Source organism: Bacillus sp. SD127 (assembly GCF_058566445.1).
Genome location: NZ_CP191226.1, coordinates 2,393,992 through 2,416,158 on the forward strand (window position 1 = coordinate 2,393,992; position 22,167 = coordinate 2,416,158).

At 42.9% G+C, this 22,167-nt stretch carries 19 protein-coding genes; 6 read left to right on the plus strand and 13 right to left on the minus strand.

The window, feature by feature from the left end; translation table 11 throughout:
- Window positions 1-36: 36 nt before the first annotated feature.
- The 9 genes from nrdF to ACQVGS_RS12800 form a co-directional block, all read right to left on the minus strand.
- Window positions 37-1,026: a class 1b ribonucleoside-diphosphate reductase subunit beta gene (nrdF, locus tag ACQVGS_RS12760; RefSeq protein WP_044155791.1), complete on the minus strand. Its 990-nt coding sequence runs from the start codon at window positions 1,024-1,026 to the stop codon at window positions 37-39.
- 17 nt (window positions 1,027-1,043) lie between these two features.
- Window positions 1,044-3,146: a class 1b ribonucleoside-diphosphate reductase subunit alpha gene (gene nrdE / locus ACQVGS_RS12765; protein WP_024121499.1), complete on the minus strand. Its 2,103-nt coding sequence runs from the start codon at window positions 3,144-3,146 to the stop codon at window positions 1,044-1,046.
- Window positions 3,106-3,498 carry a class Ib ribonucleoside-diphosphate reductase assembly flavoprotein NrdI gene (nrdI, locus tag ACQVGS_RS12770; protein ID WP_491830281.1) on the minus strand — a complete coding sequence of 131 codons (393 nt, stop codon included), beginning with the start codon at window positions 3,496-3,498 and terminating at the stop codon, window positions 3,106-3,108. Before nrdI ends, nrdE begins: the two co-directional genes overlap by 41 nt.
- Before the next feature lie 232 nt (window positions 3,499-3,730).
- Entirely contained in the window at window positions 3,731-3,961 is a 231-nt protein-coding gene (locus ACQVGS_RS12775; protein WP_024121497.1) for a hypothetical protein, read from the minus strand.
- An 81-nt stretch (window positions 3,962-4,042) separates the two neighbouring features.
- Complete coding sequence (locus ACQVGS_RS12780) at window positions 4,043-4,315, minus strand: YmzC family protein (protein WP_024121496.1); 273 nt, start codon at window positions 4,313-4,315, stop codon at window positions 4,043-4,045.
- 110 nt (window positions 4,316-4,425) lie between these two features.
- Complete coding sequence (amyS, locus tag ACQVGS_RS12785; RefSeq protein WP_127695160.1) at window positions 4,426-6,000, minus strand: alpha-amylase; 1,575 nt, start codon at window positions 5,998-6,000, stop codon at window positions 4,426-4,428.
- Window positions 6,001-6,167: 167 nt separating this feature from the next.
- Window positions 6,168-6,389, minus strand: coding sequence for an RNA chaperone Hfq (gene hfq, locus ACQVGS_RS12790; RefSeq protein WP_003221097.1), 222 nt, complete (start codon window positions 6,387-6,389; stop codon window positions 6,168-6,170).
- 39 nt (window positions 6,390-6,428) lie between these two features.
- Window positions 6,429-7,373: a tRNA (adenosine(37)-N6)-dimethylallyltransferase MiaA gene (gene miaA, locus ACQVGS_RS12795; protein WP_491830282.1), complete on the minus strand. Its 945-nt coding sequence runs from the start codon at window positions 7,371-7,373 to the stop codon at window positions 6,429-6,431.
- Between the two features lie 100 nt (window positions 7,374-7,473).
- A complete protein-coding gene (locus tag ACQVGS_RS12800) occupies window positions 7,474-7,851 on the minus strand; it encodes a YmaF family protein (RefSeq protein WP_240671154.1) in 378 nt (125 codons plus the stop codon).
- 126 nt (window positions 7,852-7,977) lie between these two features.
- On the opposite strand from ACQVGS_RS12800, the gene ymaG reads away from it, so the two are divergent.
- The 3 genes from ymaG (at window position 7,978) to erbB (ending at window position 9,076) form a co-directional block, all read left to right on the plus strand.
- Entirely contained in the window at window positions 7,978-8,235 is a 258-nt protein-coding gene (ymaG, locus tag ACQVGS_RS12805) for an inner spore coat protein YmaG (protein WP_106020801.1), read from the plus strand.
- 156 nt (window positions 8,236-8,391) lie between these two features.
- Entirely contained in the window at window positions 8,392-8,709 is a 318-nt protein-coding gene (gene ebrA / locus ACQVGS_RS12810) for a multidrug efflux SMR transporter subunit EbrA (protein WP_024121491.1), read from the plus strand.
- A gap of 13 nt (window positions 8,710-8,722) precedes the next feature.
- Entirely contained in the window at window positions 8,723-9,076 is a 354-nt protein-coding gene (gene erbB / locus ACQVGS_RS12815; protein WP_106020799.1) for an SMR family multidrug efflux transporter EbrB, read from the plus strand.
- Window positions 9,077-9,088: 12 nt separating this feature from the next.
- On the opposite strand, the gene ACQVGS_RS12820 is transcribed toward erbB, so the two are convergent.
- The 3 genes from ACQVGS_RS12820 to ACQVGS_RS12830 all read right to left on the minus strand — a co-directional run bounded on the left by ACQVGS_RS12820 (window position 9,089) and on the right by ACQVGS_RS12830 (window position 10,842).
- Window positions 9,089-9,544, minus strand: coding sequence for an OsmC family protein (locus ACQVGS_RS12820; protein ID WP_101863296.1), 456 nt, complete (start codon window positions 9,542-9,544; stop codon window positions 9,089-9,091).
- 71 nt (window positions 9,545-9,615) lie between these two features.
- Window positions 9,616-10,323 (minus strand): poly-gamma-glutamate hydrolase family protein, encoded by a 708-nt coding sequence (locus tag ACQVGS_RS12825; RefSeq protein ID WP_106020797.1) that lies wholly within the window; start codon window positions 10,321-10,323, stop codon window positions 9,616-9,618.
- Between the two features lie 285 nt (window positions 10,324-10,608).
- Entirely contained in the window at window positions 10,609-10,842 is a 234-nt protein-coding gene (locus ACQVGS_RS12830; RefSeq protein ID WP_326230056.1) for a WYL domain-containing protein, read from the minus strand.
- A 221-nt stretch (window positions 10,843-11,063) separates the two neighbouring features.
- Between ACQVGS_RS12830 and aprX the strand changes: the two genes are divergently transcribed.
- From aprX to ACQVGS_RS12845, 3 genes are all read left to right on the plus strand, one after another.
- A complete protein-coding gene (aprX, locus tag ACQVGS_RS12835; protein WP_151175046.1) occupies window positions 11,064-12,392 on the plus strand; it encodes a serine protease AprX in 1,329 nt (442 codons plus the stop codon).
- Window positions 12,393-12,537: 145 nt separating this feature from the next.
- The gene (ymzB, locus tag ACQVGS_RS12840; protein ID WP_024121485.1) at window positions 12,538-12,897 is read left to right on the plus strand and encodes a protein YmzB; all 360 of its coding nucleotides are present in this window, start codon (window positions 12,538-12,540) and stop codon (window positions 12,895-12,897) included.
- A gap of 268 nt (window positions 12,898-13,165) precedes the next feature.
- Window positions 13,166-14,407 carry a cytochrome P450 family protein gene (locus ACQVGS_RS12845; protein WP_491830283.1) on the plus strand — a complete coding sequence of 414 codons (1,242 nt, stop codon included), beginning with the start codon at window positions 13,166-13,168 and terminating at the stop codon, window positions 14,405-14,407.
- Between the two features lie 51 nt (window positions 14,408-14,458).
- Here ACQVGS_RS12845 and ACQVGS_RS12850 read toward each other — a convergent pair whose 3' ends face one another.
- The gene (locus ACQVGS_RS12850; RefSeq protein WP_491830284.1) at window positions 14,459-22,153 is read right to left on the minus strand and encodes a beta-ketoacyl synthase N-terminal-like domain-containing protein; all 7,695 of its coding nucleotides are present in this window, start codon (window positions 22,151-22,153) and stop codon (window positions 14,459-14,461) included.
- Between the last annotated feature and the right edge of the window lie 14 nt (window positions 22,154-22,167).

The window sequence follows — 22,167 nt, forward strand, 5'->3', positions numbered from 1 at the left end:
CTCCTATTTCAACCTTCAAGCCGAAAAGAGCAGATATTATATCTGCTCTTTTTCATCATCAAAGAAAAAGTCATCGTCTTTGATCGGCTCAACGGTCGCCTTTTTGTACCCATTCCCCTTCATGGAGAAGAAGTCATGTGATTTTGTTTTTGTATTTAATCCGTTTAAAACGATCGGATTAATGTCTTCCTCTTCAAAGTACGGATCAAATCCAAGGTTCATCAGCGCTTTATTCGCATTATAGCGGATGAACTTCTTGACATCGTGCGAGAGTCCGACTTGATCGTATAAGTCCTCGGTATACTCAAGCTCATTCTCATAAAGCTCATTCAAAAGGTCAATGGCAAATTCGCGAAGCTCTGCTTTTGTCTCTTCTGTCTGCTTATTGTAGATTTCTTGAGCGAGAAGTCCGACATAAACACCGTGAATCGCTTCATCACGAAGGATCAGGTTGATAATTTCACCGCTTTGCATCAGTTTTCCTTGTCCGTAGAAATATAACGGATAATAGAAACCGCTATAGAATAGGAAGCTTTCTAAATACACAGATGCAACCATTGCTTTGAACAGTGAAATCTCGTCATCTTTTTTAATCGCTTTGTAGAGTCCGACGATGATTTGCGCTTTTTTCTGCAAAAATTTGTTTTGTTTGACCCATTCGAATACTTCATTAATCGTTTCAGTCGGTGCCAGTGTCATGAAAATATTAGAGTACGATTTTGCGTGAACGGCGTTCTCCATCATCGCCATAAAATTCAGCACGGCTTTCCGCTGGTGGCCGTCTACGTGCTCAGCCACGATCGGCATTCCTGTATTCCCCTGCTCTGTATCAAGAAGAGTCAATCCGGCCAGTACCTTCATATACGTGTCTTGCTCGTTTTTCCCGAGGTACTTCCAAGTGAGGAGATCGCCGTTTAAAGCAATCTCTTCCGGAAGCCAGAACTGTTTCACATTTTGGTTATAAAACATTTGGGTAAAGTCGTCTTCATGCTTTGACCAGTTTGCTGCGTCATAAATTTTCGTCACTATAAACTCTCCTTTAATCAAACAACACAAGAAAGGCAGCTGTCTTGCCCAGTATCTTTCGTTCTTGCATAGTAAATGGTTTTAATTCCTCTGTGATGTGCATACAAATCAATCCGGTTTAAATCACGAGTCGTCATTGTATCTTTTAGGAACAATGTAAAGCTGATTCCCTGATCAACGTGCTGCTGGATTGTCGCGATCATATCTACGACTTTGAACATATCCATATCATAGGCTTCTTTGTAGAAGAACCAGTTATTAGATGCAAGCCCAGGCATTGGGTAGTACGTTTTTGAGTTGCCGTATGTTCTTTCTTCAATCCGTTCCATAATCGGCATGACAGATGCCGTGCTTGACTGAACGTATGAAATCGAGCCTGTCGGCGCAATGCATAATCTGTAGCTGTGATACATGCCGTGTTCAGCCACAAATGCTTTTAATTGTTTCCAGTCCTCTGTCGTCGGGATATGCATACCTTCAAATAGATTTGCGATTTTTTCGTATTTCGGCGAGAAATCAGTTGAAACGTATTTATCGAAGTATTCACCAGTTGCATAGGTTGATCCTTCATATTGATCAAACGTCTCGCCCTTCTCTTTTGCGATCTCTGCAGAACGCTGGATAGAGTAGAAGTTCACCATCATAAAGAATGTGTTCGCAAAGTCGCGCGCTTCTGGACTTTCATACGCGATGCCGTTTTGCGCAAGGTATCCGTGAAGGTTCATAGCGCCGAGACCGATTGATTTCATCGCTTTGTTTGCCCGTCTTACAGCAGGTGCATTACGGATATCAGTCGTTTCAGATACGTGAGTTAAGGAATCAGTCGCAAGCTTAACAGTCTTTTCGATCGATTTGTGCTCCATCACGTTGAGAATGTTAAGCGATCCCAGGTTGCAGGAAATATCCAAACCGATTTCATCTTCTACATCGTAGTCAGTGTAAGAAGAAACCTGAGATGCCTGCAGCACTTCAGAGCAAAGATTAGAAAATTTCACCTTTGAAATATGGTTATTCGCATGTACTTTGTTGACATTATCCTGGAACATGATGTATGGATAGCCTGATTCAGAACGAAGCACCGCCAGTTTTTCGAGCAATTTCCGCGGGTTGATTTTCTCTTTTTTCACCCTAGGGTTGTCGACGAACTTGTCGTACATTTCATTCATGTCCATTTCGTCCATGTGCTGTCCGTACTCTTTATAGATGGTATGCGGATAGAATACATAAGCCGCTTTGTCCTCACGCGCAAGCTCAACGAACTTGTCCGGAATGACTACACCGATAGAAAGTGTTTTGACGCGCACATCCTCGTCGGCAGAAATCTTTTTCGTATCGAGAAAATCATTGATATCGCGGTGGAAAATGTTTAAATACGCCGCACCAGATCCTTGTCTTTGTCCCATTTGGTCAGCATAACGGAACGCGTTATCAAGAAGCTTCATGACGCCTACAACACCTTTTGTGGCATTTTCAACATCTTTGATGGCTTCACCTTTCGCGCGAAGCTTGGACAGGTTAAGAGAAACCCCGCCGCCCAGTTTAGAAAGCTGCATGGAGATATCGATCGCTCTTGAAATATCATTTAATGAATCATTGACTTCGAGCAAGAAGCAGCTCACCAGTTCACCGCGGCGTTTTCTGCCGGCGTTCAAAAATGTCGGTGTACTCGGCTGATATTCCTGATTGATCATTAGGTTCACATATTCTTTTGCTTTCTCAGTGTCCCCGTTTGCGAAGAACAGCGCAACAATTGAGATCCGATCCTCATAACGCTCGAGGATTCTTTTCTTGTCATTCGTTTTCAAAGCATAGTCATTATAGAATTTAAACGCACTCATGAAGGAAGGAAAACGAAACTTCTTAGCGTAAGCTGTCTTAAACACTTCTTTAATGTCTTCAAAAGAATAAAGGCTTAAGAATTCCTCTTCGTAGTATTGATTTTCAATCAAATAATCCAGCTTCTCTTTTAGATCGTGAAAGTAAACTGTGTTTTGATTGATATAGTCTACAAAATAACTATGTACAGCCTCTTTATCCTTATCAAACTGGAATTTTCCATCTTTTTGGATCATGATTTCGTTATTTAATTGGATCCATTTTGGCACTTGATTTTGTGACAACTCTTTCTACCTCCTGAGTAAACAATTCAACGTCTTTAGATGTGCCGCTGAGTTCAAATTTGTGCAAAATCGGCACCTGATATTGTCTTGAAATGGTATCGGCGCTTTTCGCAAAGTTATCGCCCCATACTTTATTGCCGCTCGCAGCGACCCCTAATAAGAGATGGGCGTATTTTTCGAGAAATGATTGTGTTGATGCCGGTACCTGGCCGAAGTTTGTCGTGTAGGTGACCAAAACAAACGGAGTGTCCAGGTGGTCAATTTCGTCCACCTTGCGTATTTGCTGAAAGTCTATTTTATTCACAAAGCGCTGAACATTCCCTGTTTTTGAATCAAATATGATTTGTACCACGTTTTATCACGACCTATCAAAAAATATGAATCTCTCAACCACTAACACTATATATAGTATACTACCCTCTGGCAAAAACACAATATATAGATTCGTTTTAATAAAAAATTCATATTTTCTCTCTGGCACCCTCATCAGGGCCCAAAAAAGAGAGCAGAACGAGAATCATCTCTCATCCTACTCGAAGTGTCGTTTTTAAGCCGATGTATATCATAACATGAAAAAAAACTGCTTAGTAGTCTAGATTTTTTTTTCTTATACTGTCACAGCATTTTTCGCTTTCGACTGTTTCTTCTATTTCTGCATCAGCGCCGATTTCTTCTAAAACTGCCTTCAACGCGCTTATAATTGAGGCTTCTCTGATTAATTCTTTTCCATTAACAATAATACTCGTTCCATATTCATAGCAGGAATCGTCTTCACAGATTTCTTCCCAGTGATTGACAATAATCTTATGCTTCATCATTTCACCCTCTGTATGTTCTGTGTCAGTATTCAGTTTAGCGATCTGCGTCTGCTTTGTAAAATTCCATGCTTGTGAATTTTATTCAAGCTCATCAGACGGAAACGCTTTTTTAAGCTTTACCTTGTTATCAGCCTCATTATACTCATAAATTTCTATATTGCCGTCATTTACGATTCCAAAATGATTATTTTCGAGCGGAAATGAACTTGGCTGGGGCGTTTCATAAGAATCTCCGCTATCTGTTTCAATCACTGTTTCATCTCTCCCGCACGCACCAAACAATAAGAACACAGCAATCCAGACAAGTGCAATTCTGATTCGTCTCAACTCCGCTTCAGATTCAGAAAACATTCGTTCACTCCTCTCACGTTCAAATTTTTTACATTATATACACTTTCCCCCTTCTTATGTTCTCATTATAAAAAAGACCTAGCAAGATAAAAAACAAGAGAGGTGCTGTGTTAGCCTTTCAGCCCCTCCCTTTCTTGCTTCTGTACATAAATGGATACTGAACCTCCGTTTACATGAAACTCTCCCCATCCATCAGAATGAATCGTAACAGGATCGGAGCGGTTCCCAGTAATGTCATACCATGCCTCGCCGGCATTTTGCTTTCCGACGTACATCCTCTTTGACCCGCCAGGACCGTCTGTGATTAATGCAGCCAATCCTGATTGGGCGGCCGATTGATCACCTTCCCTCGTCCAGCCAATCACATCCTCATGGTCAAAATAATCATGCTGGGTCCCGTATGCATAATGTTTACGCGCTTTTAAAATGGGTTCTATTTTATTTTTGAGCGACGGAATTTCCCTTGACGATGAACCCTTTGTTCCATACATATCTCCATAGAAAACCTGCGGGTAACCAGCCTCTCTTGTTAAAATGAAGGCATAAGCGAGGGGCTTAAACCATGTTTGTACAGTCGACTCCAATGATTGCCCCGGCTGTGTATCATGATTTTCCACAAATGTTACCGCTTGCATCGGATGCTTCGATACGACAGTGCCATCCAGCAAATGTCTCATATCATAGCCGCCCCCCTGTGAGGATGCAGCCTGCAAATGATAGTGAAGCGGGACATCAAAAACAGATTGCTTAAAATCAGTTTTATTCAAATAGTTTTCGAGCTCGTTCAGGTTATTTTGCCAATACTCTGCAACTGTAAACATTTCCTTTCCTGTTGATTGTCTGACTGCCTTTACCCAATCACTCAGAAAAGAAAATTTAATATGTTTAACAGCGTCGAGCCGAAAACCGTCGAGTTGAAGCTCGTTTGCATACCAGGTACCCCATCTTTTCGTTTCTGCGACAACATCCGGATGATCATAGTCAACGTCTGCATACATCAAATAATCGTAGTTGCCGTTTTCCCTTGATACTTCCCAATCCCATGCCTTTCCATCCCCTCGAAACTTATAGATGCGGTTCAGCTTTCGGGATTCGTCCCAATCCGCTCCGTCGAAATGGTACCAATGCCACTTAAAATCGCTGTACGTGCTTCCGCGGCCCGGGTAATGAAAGCCTGTCCATGCTTTTATTTGATACTCTCCTGATGTTTCCTGATTTCTATCGTTTGGATTCACTTCGACCGCGGTTACATCTTCCGTTGCATCCGCGCCTGCCTTATGATTCAAAACAACATCACCGTATACTTGAATGTTTTGCGAATGCAGGGAGCTGATCGCTGACTGAAGCTCCGGTTTTGTGCCGTATTTTGTGCGCATCGTCCCTTTTTGCTGAAATTCTCCTAAATCGTACAAATCATATGGGCCATATCCATTGTCAGATTGACTCGTTCCTTTGTATGCAGGCGGAATCCATACAGCAGTGATTCCAATTTCAGATAAATGCCCCGCATCTTCTTGCAAGCGTTTCCAATGTTGTCCGTCATTAGGCAGGTACCATTCAAAGTACTGCATCAGCGTGCCATTTACGCTTGCAGCCCAAGTTTTAGATACCGGCAGCGTGACAAACAGCAATGTTAAGAAAAACACCAGACCGCATGATATGGCACGTTTTCGTTTGTGAATCATTCTCCTCTCCCCTTTCCAGCATGATCACAAATCATTGTACAACAATAGGGGTTTTACACAAATAACCAATTTCCTATATTTTTTGTAATCTCTATAGGAATTTCTGCGACACAAAAAACCTCGGACTGAAAGCCCGAGGTTCTTCTATTTCGTTTTATCTTTATGGTCTATTCTAATTCAAGCTGGACGTTTTTTTGCGGTGCAAAAGTCGAGATCGCATGTTTATATATAAGCTGCTGCTTACCTTCCGATTCTAGCAATACGGTAAAGTTATCAAAGCCTTTCACCTGGCCGCGCAATTGAAAGCCGTTCAGTAAAAAAACAGTGACATACGTATTTTCTTTGCGGATTTGATTCAAAAACTGATCCTGAATATTAATCGGTTTCATGTTTCGTCCTCCTTGATTCTCTATATCATACAGTTTCGATTAAAGTTGCAGTTTTCCTGCTATATATGTGAAAATTTCCTTTTTTTTCAGCTCCATATCAACAGGCGGGGTCATATCGAACCAGTCAACCGGCATTTTGTTGCGAAACCACGTCAGCTGGCGTTTCGCATACCGTCTGGAGTTTTGTTTTAATTGCTCGACAGCCTCAGAAAGTGTCACAAATCCGTCAAAATATGCGTACAGCTCCTTGTAGCCGATCGCCTGTATCGATTGACAGTCTCTCAATTTTCGGTCGTAGAGCTGTTTCACTTCCGGAAGAAGTCCGGCTTCCATCATCAGATCGACTCGCTGATTAATCCTGTCGTAAAGCGTGTCTCTGTCCATTGTAAGCCCGATTAATACAGCATTGTACAGCAGCTCCCGCTTTTGCTCTTTTAAATGCTGGGACATCGTTTTACCAGATGTATGTAAAATCTCCAGCGCGCGAATCACTCTTCTTGTATTATTCGGATGAATCGCTTTTGCTGCTTCCGGATCAGCCGCAGCCAGCTTAGCATGAAGGAATTCAGCCCCCTCCTGCGACGCAGCCTTCTGCATTTCTTCCCGAAACGCCGGATCGTTCGCCTCTTCCGTAAAGGTATAATCGTAAAGGACGGATTGAATGTAAAGCCCCGTACCGCCTACAATCATCGGAAGCTTTCCTTTTTTTGCGATCTCGCTGATTTTATTTCTGACCAAGCCTTGATAATCCGCGGTGGAAAAAGAATCTGCCGGGTCTAGAATGTCAATCAGATGATGCGGCACACCTTCTGTCTCCTGTTCAGAGATTTTAGCTGTCCCGATGTCCATTCCTTTATAAACCTGCATGGAATCTCCGCTGATAATTTCCGCGTTCAAAGCCTTAGCAAGCTGAATGCTTAAATTGGTTTTCCCCACTGCCGTTGGTCCGACTAATATGACAACGGGCTGTTTGTTATTTTTCACTATGTATCACTCTCTTTTACAAATCTCCCCCCATTATAGCACTCATCATATATAACCACCTATCCATTTTGCCCTTTTTTTGCAGCAGTAAACATTTCTTCTACCAGCCAAGAGGCTCATTTCCGACAATTTCCCGTGTCTTGCCTTTCAAATGATGGCGATGCGTTTTTCTGCTGTTATTTCGGGGATCGTACACTACGCCTCCGTAACGGATCTGAATCGGCTCGTTATAAGCGAGATAAGTGTTTTCTTCAATTTTGTGATAATGTGTGCCGTCAGCCCTGGGAATGGCAGGGCCCGAGATCCCGTAATAGCGGTGGAAATGACCATTTTCAAACGAAGTAATCCCAGTGAAGTAGTGTGTATGGCGATCCGTATTCGTTCCGTTTGCCGGCTGAGTAAAACCTTCAATGATATGATAATGCCCCTGTTCACTGGTTGTTTTAGCACGATAAGCATGTACGTGAGGCGGCGCCATGGCCCAGTCAGACTGATACAGGCCCAATCAATTCACTCTCCTTCTTTTTCAGCTGAACGCCCAATCAAATTTGGGTAGGCTGAATACACTGCATCATCTATACTTTATTATTGGAGGAAGAAAAAAATGAACGAAGCGGAATATTTCATTGATGAAAATGATGCAAGAATCTTTGGCAGACCAGGGTTCGGCTACGGGTTTGGACGGCCAGGTTTTGGATTTGGAAGACCTGGGTTTGGCTATGGCTATGGCTTTGGACGGCCGTTTGGATTTTACGGAGGACCTTTTTTTGGCGGGCTGGTAGGCGGACTTGTAGGAAGTGCTTTATTTAACCCTTATTTTTATGGCGGGTATCCTTATCCCCCGTACCCGTATTACTACTAAACCCGGCAGACCCCTTATAAAAGGGGTCTTTTTTATCCCCCGAATCTGAGTTGAAATGAATCTCTTGACTCATACATAGGTTTGCACTAATATTTTTCTAGCTGATGATCTTTTCATTAACTTACATTTATCATATTTTGAGTGAGGAGGATTACGATGATGATCGGTTATTTATTCCTCACAATTGCCATATGCTCAGAATCAATCGGAGCGGCCATGCTGAAAGTGTCTGATGGCTTCAAAAAGTGGAAGCCGAGCGCATTGGTCGTGATTGGTTATTCCCTTGCCTTTTATATGCTGTCGCTTACCTTAAACCGCATCCCTCTAAGCCTTTCATATGCGACATGGAGCGGCGTGGGTACGGTGCTGACGGCCGTTATCGGTGCGAAATTTTTCAAGGAAAAACTGAATGTAAAAGGACTTATTGGGATTGCTCTATTAATTTCAGGTGTTGTGCTGCTTAATTGGCAGTAAGGGAGTGTTGTATATGAGAGGATTTCTTTATTTGGCTCTTGCCATATTATCTGAGGTATTTGGGAGCACAATGCTCAAACTCTCCGAAGGCTTTACGCAATTCTGGCCTATTATCGGAGTGGCTGCCGGATTTCTGTCCGCCTTCACGTTTTTAAGCTTTTCTTTAAGAACCATAGACTTATCAAGCGCTTACGCCACTTGGTCCGGTATCGGGACGGCGCTTACAGCTGTAGTCGGTTTTTTGCTTTTTGGCGAAACCATCAGCTTGAAGGGTATATTTGGGCTGACACTCGTTATTGTAGGCGTTGTGCTGTTAAATCAGTCAAAAGCCCCTAATAAAGAAAAAAAGCAGACGGCCTGTCAGTGACCGTCTGCTTTTTTATGATTGCTCCGATATTTTTACAGAAGCTTCCAGCTGCAGTTCGACGTTTCCTTGAATAGCTCGTGATATCATGCAGGAAGACTCCGCTTTTTCACAAAGCTTGTGGGCTAACGCAACGTCTTCTTCTGAGGCATCGTGTCTGAGGACTACTGCGGGGCGGTGAATGATTTTTTTGTATGTAAAGATCCCTCTTGTCACATCGACTATGCCTTCTGATTCCATCTGCAGATCTTCTTTTTCCAGTCCGCTTCTTTCCATCATAGCAGCAAGCGTAATAATATAACAGGTTGCCGCTGCCCCGAGAAGCATTTCATCCGGGTTGGTCCCCTCCCCCGGTCCGTCCATTTCTTTAGGAATAGAAATAGACGTGATGAGATTCCCGCTTTCGATTGTGCCGACATCATTGCGTTTTCCCGGCCAATTCGCTTTTAAATAAAAATGATGATCTGCCATTTGATTGCCTCCTTCAATGGATTCCATTTCAGTCTACTGATCTTCCTTGATTTTGTCCTCTGATTTGCTTATTAGGAATATTCTTTTTCAAGTACATGTTTTATCGCCCGGACATAAGAGTAGAATTCACTGGTTTTCGTGTATTTCCTATCTTTATAGTAAAAATCATCAAAAAAGGCTTCTCTCTGTTCACGGCTGATTTCCAGCTGGATACTCAGCCCGGTTTCCCCCTGGTTATTAATGTTATCTGCACTTAATCCTGCAAGGCCGCTTTGAGAGGACGCTAATTCAGCGGAAAACCCTCTTTTTTCAAGAGCTCTGACAATCATTTTCGCCCGCTTACGGTCTGTTCCTCCGACAAGTGTATTTTTCTTTTCTCCTTTATATCCGTGAAAAGCGACAACGTACTGGTGCTCCTTGATCTTCTCTTCAGCCAATGGCTCATCAAAGTTGGTGCTTGTAATGTGCAGCGTTTGATTACCATGTGACTTTAAGCCCTCAAACAGGTAAGTCGAGTAGTCATCGTTGAAATAACGCACAAGCTCACTTACTCCGCCTTCAATTCTTCCGCCGTGCGGAGACATGATTAAAACTTTGCTCCCTTTTTTCTCTTGATAAGAAATATCATAATCAGCAGGGTCCTCATTCTCTGCCAGACTGCTGAAATTTGAATATGTATCCGGCTGGTTGGATGGTTCAGGTTCTAATGAGTAATGAACATATCTTATGAATAAGACTATGGCTAAGACTAATATGACATTTAGTAAAAATCTTCTCATGTTAAACTCCTTTCACAAGAATGGCAAGGTTCATTATATGAGGTATAGTCAATAGGTTTTATCTTACCATTGTATACACCATATCATCAGTGAAAAAGTTCCCGGTTTCAAAAAATCAATTGAATGTCACATTTATCAGCGGTTATATTCAAATATCAGTGAAAAAAGATTGAGAGGAAAAACGAAAAAGGTAGGAATAACCTCACTTGGTAATTAAATGTATAGAGGAATAAGGAAGGTTTTACTAAAAACCAGGCTGTCCGGGATGCTGAAGCGGACGGCCTGTTATAGTCCTGCGAACCGGGGTTCTTGCTTCCTTGTTCGCACAAAGTCACAGGAGAGGATAGAGTCTAATAAAAACGTTCTGATCTGATGGTTCGTAAAACAAAAAGCTTTAATTTGTGTTTTGCTTTTCTGCCTGACGATAATCGTTCTTTTTGTTATGGTGCCGTCTTTCTTCATATATATAATGCTGATTGGTATCTGATCTTCCAAAGACTGGCGTAAGAAGATATTCATACGATTATCGCTCCTCCTGTTTGATATATATAAATGATAATACGAACAAACGTTCTTTTTCAATACCCAATGATTAACAGTACACATGATTCTTTCGTATCAGATTCAAAAGATTCATAAAAACAAACTCTTGTCCGCCTCCTCTAAAGGACAAACAAACTTACCAAACATATGATCCACTCATAGAGTATACAGAGAACTTCATAATAGGAGGAAAATCTATGTTTGGCTACTCTATGGTACAAATGGTGAGAGCAAACGCTCATAAGCTTGATTGGCCATTGCGTGAAAGCGTCTTGCAGCTCTACAAGCCCTTCAAGTGGACTCCTTGCTTTTTACATCAGTTTTTTGAAACAAAATTAAAAAACAGAAAAAAAATGTCGGTCATCATTGAATTCGAGGAAGGCTGCCATGAGGCCGGCTTTCAAATGGCGGGACGGGTTTTACAAAAAGAAAAACGCAGCAAGCTAAAAAACCGTTTTAACAAAATCAATTGCTGCAGCGCAGAGGTTACCCCTTCAGCATTGCATTCTCTTCTTTCTGAATGCAGCGATATTCGCAAAGTGTATTTAAACCGCGAAGTCAAAGCGCTTCTTGACACAGCAGCCGAAGCAAGCCATGCAAAGGAAGTCGTCAGAAGCGGGCAAACCTTAACCGGTAAAGGCGTTACAGTCGCAGTAGTCGATACAGGAATCTACCCGCACCCTGACTTAGAGGGAAGAATTATTGGCTTTGCCGATATGGTAAACCAAAAAACAGAGCCGTATGATGATAATGGACATGGCACACACTGCGCAGGTGATGTCGCAAGCAGCGGCGCGTCGTCTTCCGGCCGTTACCGCGGCCCTGCACCGGAAGCCAATTTAATCGGAGTAAAAGTGCTGAACAAACAAGGTTCAGGCACGTTAGCGGACATTATTGAAGGCGTCGAATGGTGCATTCAATATAATGAAGACAATCCGGATGAACCAATTGATATTATCAGCATGTCCCTTGGCGGCGATGCGCTGCGTTATGACAATGAACTAGAAGATCCTTTAGTCAAAGCAGTTGAAGAAGCTTGGAACGCCGGGATTGTCGTCTGTGTTGCTGCCGGAAATTCTGGCCCTGATCAGCAGACTATTTCAAGCCCTGGTGTAAGCGAAAAAGTCATTACTGTCGGTGCGTTTGACGATAACAATACAGGAAGCAGCGAAGATGATACAGTTGCTTCTTTCTCAAGCCGCGGACCGACTGTATACGGGAAAGAAAAGCCCGATATTTTAGCACCGGGCGTAAACATCATTTCCCTTCGCTCACCGAATTCATATATCGATAAGCTGCAAAAATCAAGCCGTGTAGGGTCTCATTATTTTACAATGTCGGGGACATCAATGGCAACGCCGATCTGTGCGGGAATCGCAGCCTTAATACTCCAGCAAAATCCAGATCTTACGCCGGACGAAGTGAAAGAGCTGCTTAAAAATGGGGCTGATAAATGGACAGGCGAAGACCCGAATATTTACGGTGCCGGAGCAATCAATGCTGAGAAAGCTATTCCTGGTGAATAAGATTTCATGATCTTCGTGAACACTGCTGGTTCGTTAAAGGGTCAGCAGTGTTTTTTAGCATACATAAGCCGGTATATCCCAGCAGAGTGTAAAACATAAAACAATTGGGAATAGTTACAGTATAGATCAAAAGGAGGAATGACTGATGGCACTCAACAACACTGAGCTTTCTGAATGGTTGAGAGAGCGGATCGGCCAGACGCTTGATATTAGAAAAGGCGAACTGACCAATAACCAAGACGAGATTTCAGATTTGGATCAGATTGTTCTTCACCTTCAAAAAGTGGGCATACGCAGCGCAAACCACCCTGACGACTACGTTGCAAATGACGAACTCGTCCTGGAAGGCGAAGGAACAACCTTTACTGAAGCTGGAGACGTACCGCTTCCGCAGAACGCTTATGAAATTCCTTTATTAGGGGATATTCACATTCACCAAGAAAATGGCGGATTGAAGGTACTGACAGATCGTGCGGTATATACTATTGATGTACAAAACAAATGAAGAAACTTTCACCTGGTCGAAAGAATACAGCGCCTTTGAAATTGCCCCAAAGGCGCTTTTTTGCATGGAATCATTTCCTTACCCGCAAGCCGATATTTTCGTCCCAAAACTATTGAACGGCACCTAAAATAGATATATAGTTTTAGACATAACAGGTTGTCGTTTCCAATGGGATTCTGTTATACAGATTGCGCAAAGCTTTCTTTTACATCTGGTCTAAACTGAATAAATGCATCTGTCTTAATCTATTAGGCGAGGAGAATGGAAAATGGAAAATTTGATGTTTCATCCGCATGCTAAAGAGTTTCATGAAAACCCCTTTTCAGTTTTAGGCCGTTTTAGAGAACACGCACCCATTCATCGATTCGAATTACACCGTTTTGGAAGTACATATCCGGCGTGGTTAATCACCCGTTACGATGATTGCATGGCATTTCTTAAAGACAACCGAATTACAAGAGACGTTAAAAATGTAATGAGTAAAGAACAAATTGAAATGCTCAATGTCAGTGAAGACGTTGATTTTGTATCAGATCATATGCTGGCAAAAGACACACCTGACCATACTCGTTTAAGGTCACTGGTTCACCAAGCATTTACCCCCCGCGCCATTGAAAATCTACGCATCAGCATCGAACAAATTACTGAACGATTGTTAGATGACATGGAAAAAGAGAATGAAACAGACTTTATGGCATCCTTTGCCTCTCCGTTACCGTTTATCGTGATTTCTGAAATGATGGGCATACCGAAAGAGGATCGGGCACAGTTTCAAATATGGACCAATGCCATGGTTGATACTTCAGAGGCCAACCGAGAACTGACCAATCAGGCTCTTCGGGAGTTTAAAGACTATGTTGGCAAGTTAATTCATGAAAGAAGAATACAGCCAAAAGACGATTTGATCAGTAAACTTGTGCATGCTGAAGAAGACGGCCAAACGTTAAGTGAAAAAGAACTTTACTCTATGCTGTTCCTTTTGGTGGTAGCAGGACTTGAAACGACGGTTAACTTAATCGGATCTGGCACCCTTGCATTGCTTCAGCACAAGGAAGAATTAGAGAAACTGAAACAGCATCCTGAAATGATAGATACAGCCGTTGAAGAATTGCTGCGCTACACCTCCCCTGTCGTTATGATGGCAAATCGGTGGGCCATTGAAGACTTCTCCTACCAAGGCCATTCTATCAAAAAGGGAGACATGATTTTTATAGGAATCGGTTCTGCCAATCGAGATCCTGAACGATTTGAAAATCCAGAAACATTCGATATAACCAGAACACCTAATCGGCATATCTCTTTCGGCTTTGGGATACACTTCTGTTTAGGAGCGCCGCTGGCAAGATTGGAAGGGCAAATTGCGTTTAACGCACTGCTGAAACGATTTCCGCAAATTGAACTTACGGTAACGCCAGAAGAGTTGAAATGGAGAAAAAATGCTTTTTTAAGAGGATTAGAAAGTCTTCCAGTCTCACTTGCAAGGAAAGATTCACTTTCACACCTCAGCTGATTTCTTCCAGCAGATAAAAATCCCCCTTTTAAAGGGGGATTTTATATTTCCTCAGCGCTTTACCAATTCATCAGCGTTTTCTTCGCTGGCTTCATGTTTTTTGCGAAAAGCCTTAAGGAAATTCGCGTTTACTACGCCTCTGTTTGAGTATAGTTTTTCACAAAACTCCAGCATGGCGCTGGACGCTTTAGATTCTGTTAACATCATCATGTGATTGCTGGAATCGACATCCACCAGATGGAATTGAGGGATTTGCCGCTCCCATTCCTCCCAGTAGGCAGTATCATCCAACGGTATTTTTTCATTTGAAATGGCAAAGTAAATGTCCAAGTCTCCAAGGAATGACCTGCTTTTATTGCGGAAATAATAACATTTTACCGCTTCAGGATCCACAAGCGGCTGCACAGTGTACGCCTCAAATCCATAAGCATGCTGAGTTTTGACCATTTGGTTAAGCTGAGTCCGTATTCTCTTCTCTGGTTTGTTTAATCCCCGCTTTCTTGCTAAACCAATCAGTTCAGTTAAAAATTCCTCTTCCTCTCTGTCAACATCTACCTCTTCACGGCTGATGAGAACGTCTGTAAGCTTTTCCGGCTGAACAATAGATGCCAGCATCGTATTTATCGTTTGAAGCATTGACGTTTTTACAGAAGGCTCATTTTGTTCACGTCCAGGACTGTAAGGGGAATCAATCATGACCATGCTTTTTACAGCAAGCCCCTTCCTTTGCAGCTGGCGTGTTACTTCATATGCGAGCAGTCCGCCTAAGGAATATCCGCCTACATCATAAGGGCCTTCCGGCTGTACGGCTCGCATAATGTCTATATAATAGGAAGCCATTTGTTCAATTCCGTGTAAAGGAGCATGATTTGTCATAAAGCCCCTGGCTTGAATGCCGTAAAAAGGACGCTGGCTTTTCTTCGCAAATGGCGTATAGATTTCTACACCGCCTACTCCTCCATGAAACCAAAATACAGGGCGCCCCCGCTTGCCATCATTTAACGGTATCAATTCCGGAAATGACCGGCTGACAGTCTGGACTGACTGGTCTTGTACTGTGTTTTCCCGTTTCGTTGCTATCAAGTCCACCATATTCTGCACGGTTTGACACGTTTGCAGCTCTGCCAGGCTGATTGACAGGCCAGCTTCTGCTTGCAATTGCTGCAATAACTGTATACAAACGATAGAATCAAACCCGTAATCTTGTAATGCCTTTTGAGGATTTAATTCTTCAGGCGTCATGCCCAATACATCAGATATCATTTGAATATCGTTTCTTTTGTGAAGGGGAATCTCAGCATTTGAAAAAGCAGGTGCTATTTCTGGTGATAGAAAGCCATTCCAGCAATTTCTTTTTTCAAACGGATAGGCGGGCAATGATATTCTCCGCGCACCTTTTCCTCGATGAAGCTGCTCCCATGGAATTTGCACTCCTTTTGCCCAGCAAAACGCGATCTTTTCAAGATGGTTTTCAGACAATAGTGTCTGCATCACGATATCGCCCAATGTTCCCTCAAGCAAGGCGCCGATATCTGACAAGCCTTCTTCTAAATTTCCGATAAAGCAAGGTACAGTGCTTTTCGGCTTTTCGGCTTTTTCCGCAGCTGTTAAGTACTCTTCCAATCCGAGTACGAGTTCATCCTTACTGCGGATGATCAAGGCCATCCGGTCACTCATCTCTTCTCGTCCGACTTGAAGTGTGTAAGCGTAATTTTGTAAAGACAGTTCTTTTTGCTGTTTTACATAGTCAAGCATCTGTTGAACAACGGCTCTTAGTCTGTCTTGGTTTTTTGCAGAAAGCACCACAATGTGCGGCTCATCTGTATGTTCAATTGCTGGTTCTGTATGAGAAGGAACATATTCTTCTAAGATGATGTGCGCGTTTATTCCTCCAAAACCATAGCTATTAATGCTTGCTCTGCGTGGTATCGTTCTGCCTGCATCATCCTGTATTTCTTCCCACTGCTGGTTTCTGTCAATCATCCGGAAACGCGTTTCCTTTATTGACACCTGATCATTCAATGAATCAAAACCGGGAATACCAGGTATTGTTTTATGCTGCATCGCCATGCTGACTTTCATAAGAGCAGCCATGCCTGAGACCAGTTCTCCATGCCCGATGCTCGGCTTTAAGCTGCTGATGTAACATGGCATTTCTCCTTGCAATTGGTGTGAATGCTCCGATTCGAGCTGTCTGTATCCCGATTTCAACGCTTCCACTTCTATAACGTCAGCCACTGGCGAGGCGATCCCGTGCGCTTCTATATAAGTCACCGTTTTCGGATCAACTTGCGACCCTTGATAAGCCTTCTTCATCGCATCCTTCATTCCGATCGGATTAGGCGCGTGCAGTGACATTCCCCTGCCGCCATGCGATACACCTGTCCCTTTAATGACAGAATAAATATGATCAGAGTCTTCAATGGCTTTTTGTAAAGGTTTAATGATGAGAACCCCTGCACCTTCACTTCGAACAAATCCATTCGCCTCTGCTTGAAAGGACTTGGCTTTTCCTTCCGCACTCAAATATCCCATTGAATCAAAGCCGATAAAGCCCTTTGGTGAGAGCAGAAGGTTCATAGCGCCAACAATGGCTTGCTCACATTCGCCGTTTCGAATGGATTGAATCGCTCTGTGCAAAGCGACAAGAGCTGAGGAACAGGCAGCCTCATAATATTCACTTGGCCCTTTTACATTCAGTGCATAGGAAATACGGTTTGGCATTAAGGAAGGAATCACAGCCGCATCGGTATTGCCGGCTGCGACAAAAACTCCTGTCGGGCAGCTGGATAAGGCTTGGCCTGTTATACCGGCGTCTTCCATCGCCTTCCACGCATGTGTCAAAAGCAGAAACTCCTGGGGATCCATTGTCGCTGCTTCTTTCGGTGAAATGCCGAAAAACAGCGGGTCAAACTCACCTATGCCTTCTATAAACCCGCCCCATTGAAGGCTTGACTGCTTCCCATCAGTATTTTCGGTATATTTTCGCCAATCCCAGCGTTCTTCCGGCACTTCAGAAATACAATTCCTCCCATGAACCAGGTTATCCCAAAATTCCGTTACATTGTTTGCTTTTGGAAACTGCCCTGACATGCCGATAATGGCTATACCGTCTGCCGTATATTCTTTTGTCTCATCCGTCTTTGTTTCATAGGTTTGCATTTGCTTTATTTTATTTTCTTTTATATTCGGGGATTTCTGCTGTTGCTTGGCCCCTCCAAACAATTGAATAAAGGATTTTTCATGTTGTTCGGCAAAAAAATCAACCAGTTCTTGAAGAGTCGGATATTCAAAAAACAATGTAGGATTTAGCTCAATCTTTGTCGCTGATTCCAGCTCTCTTGTCAACGCAATCAATTGGGAAGAATCGATCCCCAAATCCATGATATGAACTTTTGCAAGAGACAGTTTTGATGGATTGGCCGTCTTCTCAGCCAGTTTATCTGTGAGATAGCTTCGAATACGGTCTCTTATATCGTGTATTTGAACTTCCTGATTTTCCTCTTTGCTTCCTCGATCTGTTAAGCGGAATTGCTGTAAAGAGTAACCTGAATAGCGCAGCACCGTTTCTGACGCTTCATTCATCACATCTATGTCAAACAGCAGCATTTCACCGGTATTCTTAACCAAAGTAATCAAAAGCCAGCAATCTTCTCTTATTTTATTTTTTGTGAATTGAATATCGTTGATTCCAAATGGCAAGAAATGCCCCTCTATGTCTAATTGTTCTGTGAAACTGAGAATTGCCAGGTAAGCACTGTTTGTAATCAATGGGCTGACAGTGTAATGATGCGCATTTGCCATGCCGTTTTGAGACAAACGCACTTTTGCAAGGATTGAATTATTGCCTCTGTACAGATGAGTGATGGTTTTATATAAGTCTCCCCACTCAGCGCCGCCGTCGATGGTTTGATACATTTGGTCAATATGATCCAGCTCTGTTAACGAACGTTTTACGCTTTCGATGTTTACTTTTTTTGTTTCAAAATGATCTTTTTGGCATTGCCCGATTGCGGCAGGCTTCCAAGTTTCAGATGCCCGCTCACGATACATGATTTGCAAATCGATTGCATGATCTTTCTGAAGAGGATCAGCTTTCACTTCAATTGTTTGCCCTTGGTTTATGACAACAGGGTTTAGATAACTTAATTTACTGATACGGCCGCTGATTTCCTCAGGAAACATTTCAAAAAATGCGTCAATCGCAAGACTTGCATAGGTTGCACCGACGAGCACCCGTTCTTTGTTGAACACATGGCCTTGAACGTAAGGCTCATCGTATACGAATGAATCTTGTATCAGCGGATGATTAACCGTTTGCTCATCATGCCTTTTCCCTTCTTCATGAGGCAGGGTACCGAATTGAAAGACTGTTTGATGGTCAAATGCATAGTGAGGCAGATTGATCCAGCCAGTTTCATTCCCTTGATGTATATGGTCAAAATGAATCGAAGCCCCCGCAGCCCATTGCTGTGCTGTTAAGCTTGTTTCTTCATGGGGTAACCCTCCATTAGTAGAAATCGCACCTGATTGTAAATCAAAGGATGTATAGATACCATCCTGGAGTGAGCTTTCTTTTGTTTTTTGGAGAATCTCTAGTTTTTCAATCAATTCCTGCGTCGACGATACCGAAAATGCAGCCCGCTGTTCTAAGTCATGGTTGATCCTGTGCAGTGAGCGTACAACTGCTCCAATAGAAGAAGATGGTTTTTTTTCTAAAAACACTCGCAGTTTTTCAAGATAGCTGAGCAGGCTCCATTTCGTTTTCGCAGAAAAAACGGCCAGATATTCCTGCTGGTGAGGCACTGGATGTTGCTGCTCAGTTGCAGCGCCGATAAATTCTTCTATAATGAGATTCGCATAGGCCCCTCCCGCTCCGAAAGAATTAATCATGCTTCTTCTGGGCAGATGCTTTCCTGTATCGGGATCTTTTAACCGCTGCCACGGCTCCGTTCGTTTTTGCAGATAAAATGCTGTGTTTTCCAGGTTAATATTTGGATTGACAGGGGCGGCATTAATCGTCGGCACAAGCGTCCCATTTTTCATCTGCAACAGAACTTTCGTGAGCTGAGAAATGCCGGAAGCCGCCTCCAAATGTCCAAGATTCGATTTTACAGAGCCTATCGCACAAAACTGTTTCTTATTTGTATACTGATGAAATGCATTAGATAGTGCGATTACTTCAATCGGGTCGCCTAACGCTGAACCATTTGCCGCAGATTCTATATAGCCGATTGTTTCCGGATCAATGCCGGATTGCTGAATGGACTTGGAGATTAATGCAGCTTGCTGCTTCGGGTCTGGCGCTGTATACATCTGCCTTCCTCCGCTATGATTGGCAAAGCTGCTTTTGATGACGGCATAAATATGGTCGTGATCTTCTATCGCTTTAGAGAGCGGTTTTAGCAGGACGGCTCCGACGCCTTCACCCGGAATAAGCCCGCTTCCTGTGCCAAAGCTCTTGCTTTGATTTCCGTTCCCTAAAAGATTTGCGCGCTCCAGCGCATCATATTTAGAGAGATCCAATGTTAAATTGACACCGCCGGCTATTGCCATCGAACAGTTTTTCAGTTTCAAACTCTCACATGCAAGATGGATTGCGTTTAATGAACTGGAGCATGCGGAGCTGACAGCCAGACTTGGTCCTGTCAGGTTAAAAAAATGAGAAACGCGATTTGCAATATGCCAGTCTCCGCCATTAGAGCTCAGCACCGCTTGTTCTAATGAAGGGATATTCCAAAAATACTGATTATACATGTTTCCAACAAAGACACCTACTCCCGTTCCGTTGTCCTGCAGTTCATTTAATCGGATTTGAGAATAGCCGCCGTCCTCAAATGTTTCCCAGACGGTTTCTAAAAATAAACGAAGTTCCGGCGTCATTTCCATTACTTGATTCTGATCCGCTTCAAAAAGATGATGATCAAACGCATGTACGTCTTTTAAAAATCCGCCGTAGCGCTTCTTATCTGACGATTGTAATGATGCTTTCGACAAAGTGTTTACTAAAGATGTCCGCCACCTTGATTGCGGAGCCTCTGTAATACAATTATCCCCAGCTATTAAATGCCCCCAGAGCTCTTCTACGTTTTCAGACATCGGATAACGTCCGCTTATGCCGATAATTGCAATATCTTCTGTGCCGTAATGATTCGGTGTGGTTCTATGAGAAGGGAGTGCCTTTACGTTTTTCGCTGTTTCGGTTTCTGATTTTGGATTCGCCTTTGCTTGCTGAGTTTTAATTAGCTGCTGGTCTCCGCTAAAACGGCGCGTTTGATATGTAAACGGCTGTTCAGATTTTACTGGCTTCGCTTGAATAGAAGTTTCTTTATTTGCGGGCTGTGATTTTTCTTTCAGCAGTGATGTCCGCAGCTTCCCTTCATGCTCCTTTATCAGAAAATCGACGAGTTCTTTCGTATTGCTGTGTTCAAATAAAATTGTTTTCGGAAGCTCACCCGTCAGTTTTTCTAACTCACGAATAAAATTCACCTGCAAAATAGAATCGATTCCATACTTCTCAAACGTTGTTTCTGCATGTATACGCTCCGGTGATAGTTTTATTGATTTTGCTAACGTATGTTTCACAAATTGTGTCGTTTGTTCAAGAAGAGAATCCTCATCACTATCCTTCGTTTGAGAATGATGTTCATCTAGATGGTAATCTATAATTTCTTCTGCTGGTTTTTCTGTTCGTGTTTTTTGACGGACGATTCCGTCACTTTCCGCTGCGATGATCTGCTGGCCGAGCTGATGTGATTGTTCAGCCATAAAGGAAACATAACGAAAGCCCTCACTCTCAAGCACCATTTTCCATGAGTCTGGATATAAACAGGGGCAGCCCGGGATACGCAGATCAGGATCTTCATACAGCCACCAGCCCTCTAACAAGCCAAAGGTCAGGTGTGAATATATATTATGGTCATTAATCTCATTCAGAAGGAGCAGGCCGTTTTTCTTCAAAACCGCTTTGGCATTTCTCAATGTCTGCCGGATATTTTTCGTCGCATGAAGCACATTTGCAGCGACAATCACATCATATCCGCCCACTTCTATATGTTGTTCAGCCGCCGGCTCTTCCACATTAAATACCTTATACGTCAGATAAGGGTTGTCCGGACCGTACATTTTTTCCGCATGCAGTAAAAACGCCTTGGAGAGATCTGTATAGCAATATTCTTTTATATGTGACTGATAGGCTTTCATTTTTTGAAAAACCGCAGCGCTTGTACCGCCTGTTCCTGCTCCGATTTCTAGTATACGAATCCTTGCTTCAGGCTCTTGCTTTAGACGCTCCTGCATAAAGGCAGCCAAGGTGTCTGCCAGCACATCGTTAAAATAGTCTGCGACTTGATTGTTTTTATAGATTCCTTCCACTAATTCCATAGATGAGTTCGGAAAAAGGATATCGGTGGCAGATGCCTTGCCGGTCAGAATATCCGGCAAGGCTTTAAGTGCAGTCTCTACTAATACCACCATGGCTTTCATGTTACTGTCTTGAAGCAAGTCTGCTTTTTTTTCATCCCATTCGTACCATAATTCATTTATGTCCTCTGTTGAGCGGGTTACGGCGTATCCATTTGACGTTTGTTGAAGAAAACCATGCCGCTCCAAAATCGATAGGCTCTCCTCAAACCATCTGCCATAGAAATTATGCAGCACCGGCTGGGGCTTATTTTCCTTAAAAAATCCTATGGACTGCAATTGTGCTAACAGCATCTTACAGAGAATGTCTTCTGTGTTTCGCATTGGCGCTTTCCCCT

What these genes read in the sequence shown, in the direction of transcription:
- ACQVGS_RS12775 (WP_024121497.1), bottom strand. Translation starts at nt 3,961, where the DNA reads ATGAAGCATAAGATTATTGTCAATCACTGGGAAGAAATCTGTGAAGAC.
- ACQVGS_RS12780 (WP_024121496.1), bottom strand. Translation starts at nt 4,315, where the DNA reads ATGTTTTCTGAATCTGAAGCGGAGTTGAGACGAATCAGAATTGCACTT.
- amyS (WP_127695160.1), bottom strand. Translation starts at nt 6,000, where the DNA reads ATGATTCACAAACGAAAACGTGCCATATCATGCGGTCTGGTGTTTTTC.
- hfq (WP_003221097.1), bottom strand. Translation starts at nt 6,389, where the DNA reads ATGAAACCGATTAATATTCAGGATCAGTTTTTGAATCAAATCCGCAAA.
- ACQVGS_RS12800 (WP_240671154.1), bottom strand. Translation starts at nt 7,851, where the DNA reads ATGGCGCCGCCTCACGTACATGCTTATCGTGCTAAAACAACCAGTGAA.
- ymaG (WP_106020801.1), top strand. Translation starts at nt 7,978, where the DNA reads ATGAACGAAGCGGAATATTTCATTGATGAAAATGATGCAAGAATCTTT.
- ebrA (WP_024121491.1), top strand. Translation starts at nt 8,392, where the DNA reads ATGATGATCGGTTATTTATTCCTCACAATTGCCATATGCTCAGAATCA.
- erbB (WP_106020799.1), top strand. Translation starts at nt 8,723, where the DNA reads ATGAGAGGATTTCTTTATTTGGCTCTTGCCATATTATCTGAGGTATTT.
- ACQVGS_RS12820 (WP_101863296.1), bottom strand. Translation starts at nt 9,544, where the DNA reads ATGGCAGATCATCATTTTTATTTAAAAGCGAATTGGCCGGGAAAACGC.
- ACQVGS_RS12825 (WP_106020797.1), bottom strand. Translation starts at nt 10,323, where the DNA reads ATGAGAAGATTTTTACTAAATGTCATATTAGTCTTAGCCATAGTCTTA.
- ACQVGS_RS12830 (WP_326230056.1), bottom strand. Translation starts at nt 10,842, where the DNA reads ATGAATATCTTCTTACGCCAGTCTTTGGAAGATCAGATACCAATCAGC.
- aprX (WP_151175046.1), top strand. Translation starts at nt 11,064, where the DNA reads ATGTTTGGCTACTCTATGGTACAAATGGTGAGAGCAAACGCTCATAAG.
- ymzB (WP_024121485.1), top strand. Translation starts at nt 12,538, where the DNA reads ATGGCACTCAACAACACTGAGCTTTCTGAATGGTTGAGAGAGCGGATC.
- ACQVGS_RS12845 (WP_491830283.1), top strand. Translation starts at nt 13,166, where the DNA reads ATGGAAAATTTGATGTTTCATCCGCATGCTAAAGAGTTTCATGAAAAC.
- ACQVGS_RS12850 (WP_491830284.1), bottom strand. Translation starts at nt 22,153, where the DNA reads ATGCGAAACACAGAAGACATTCTCTGTAAGATGCTGTTAGCACAATTG.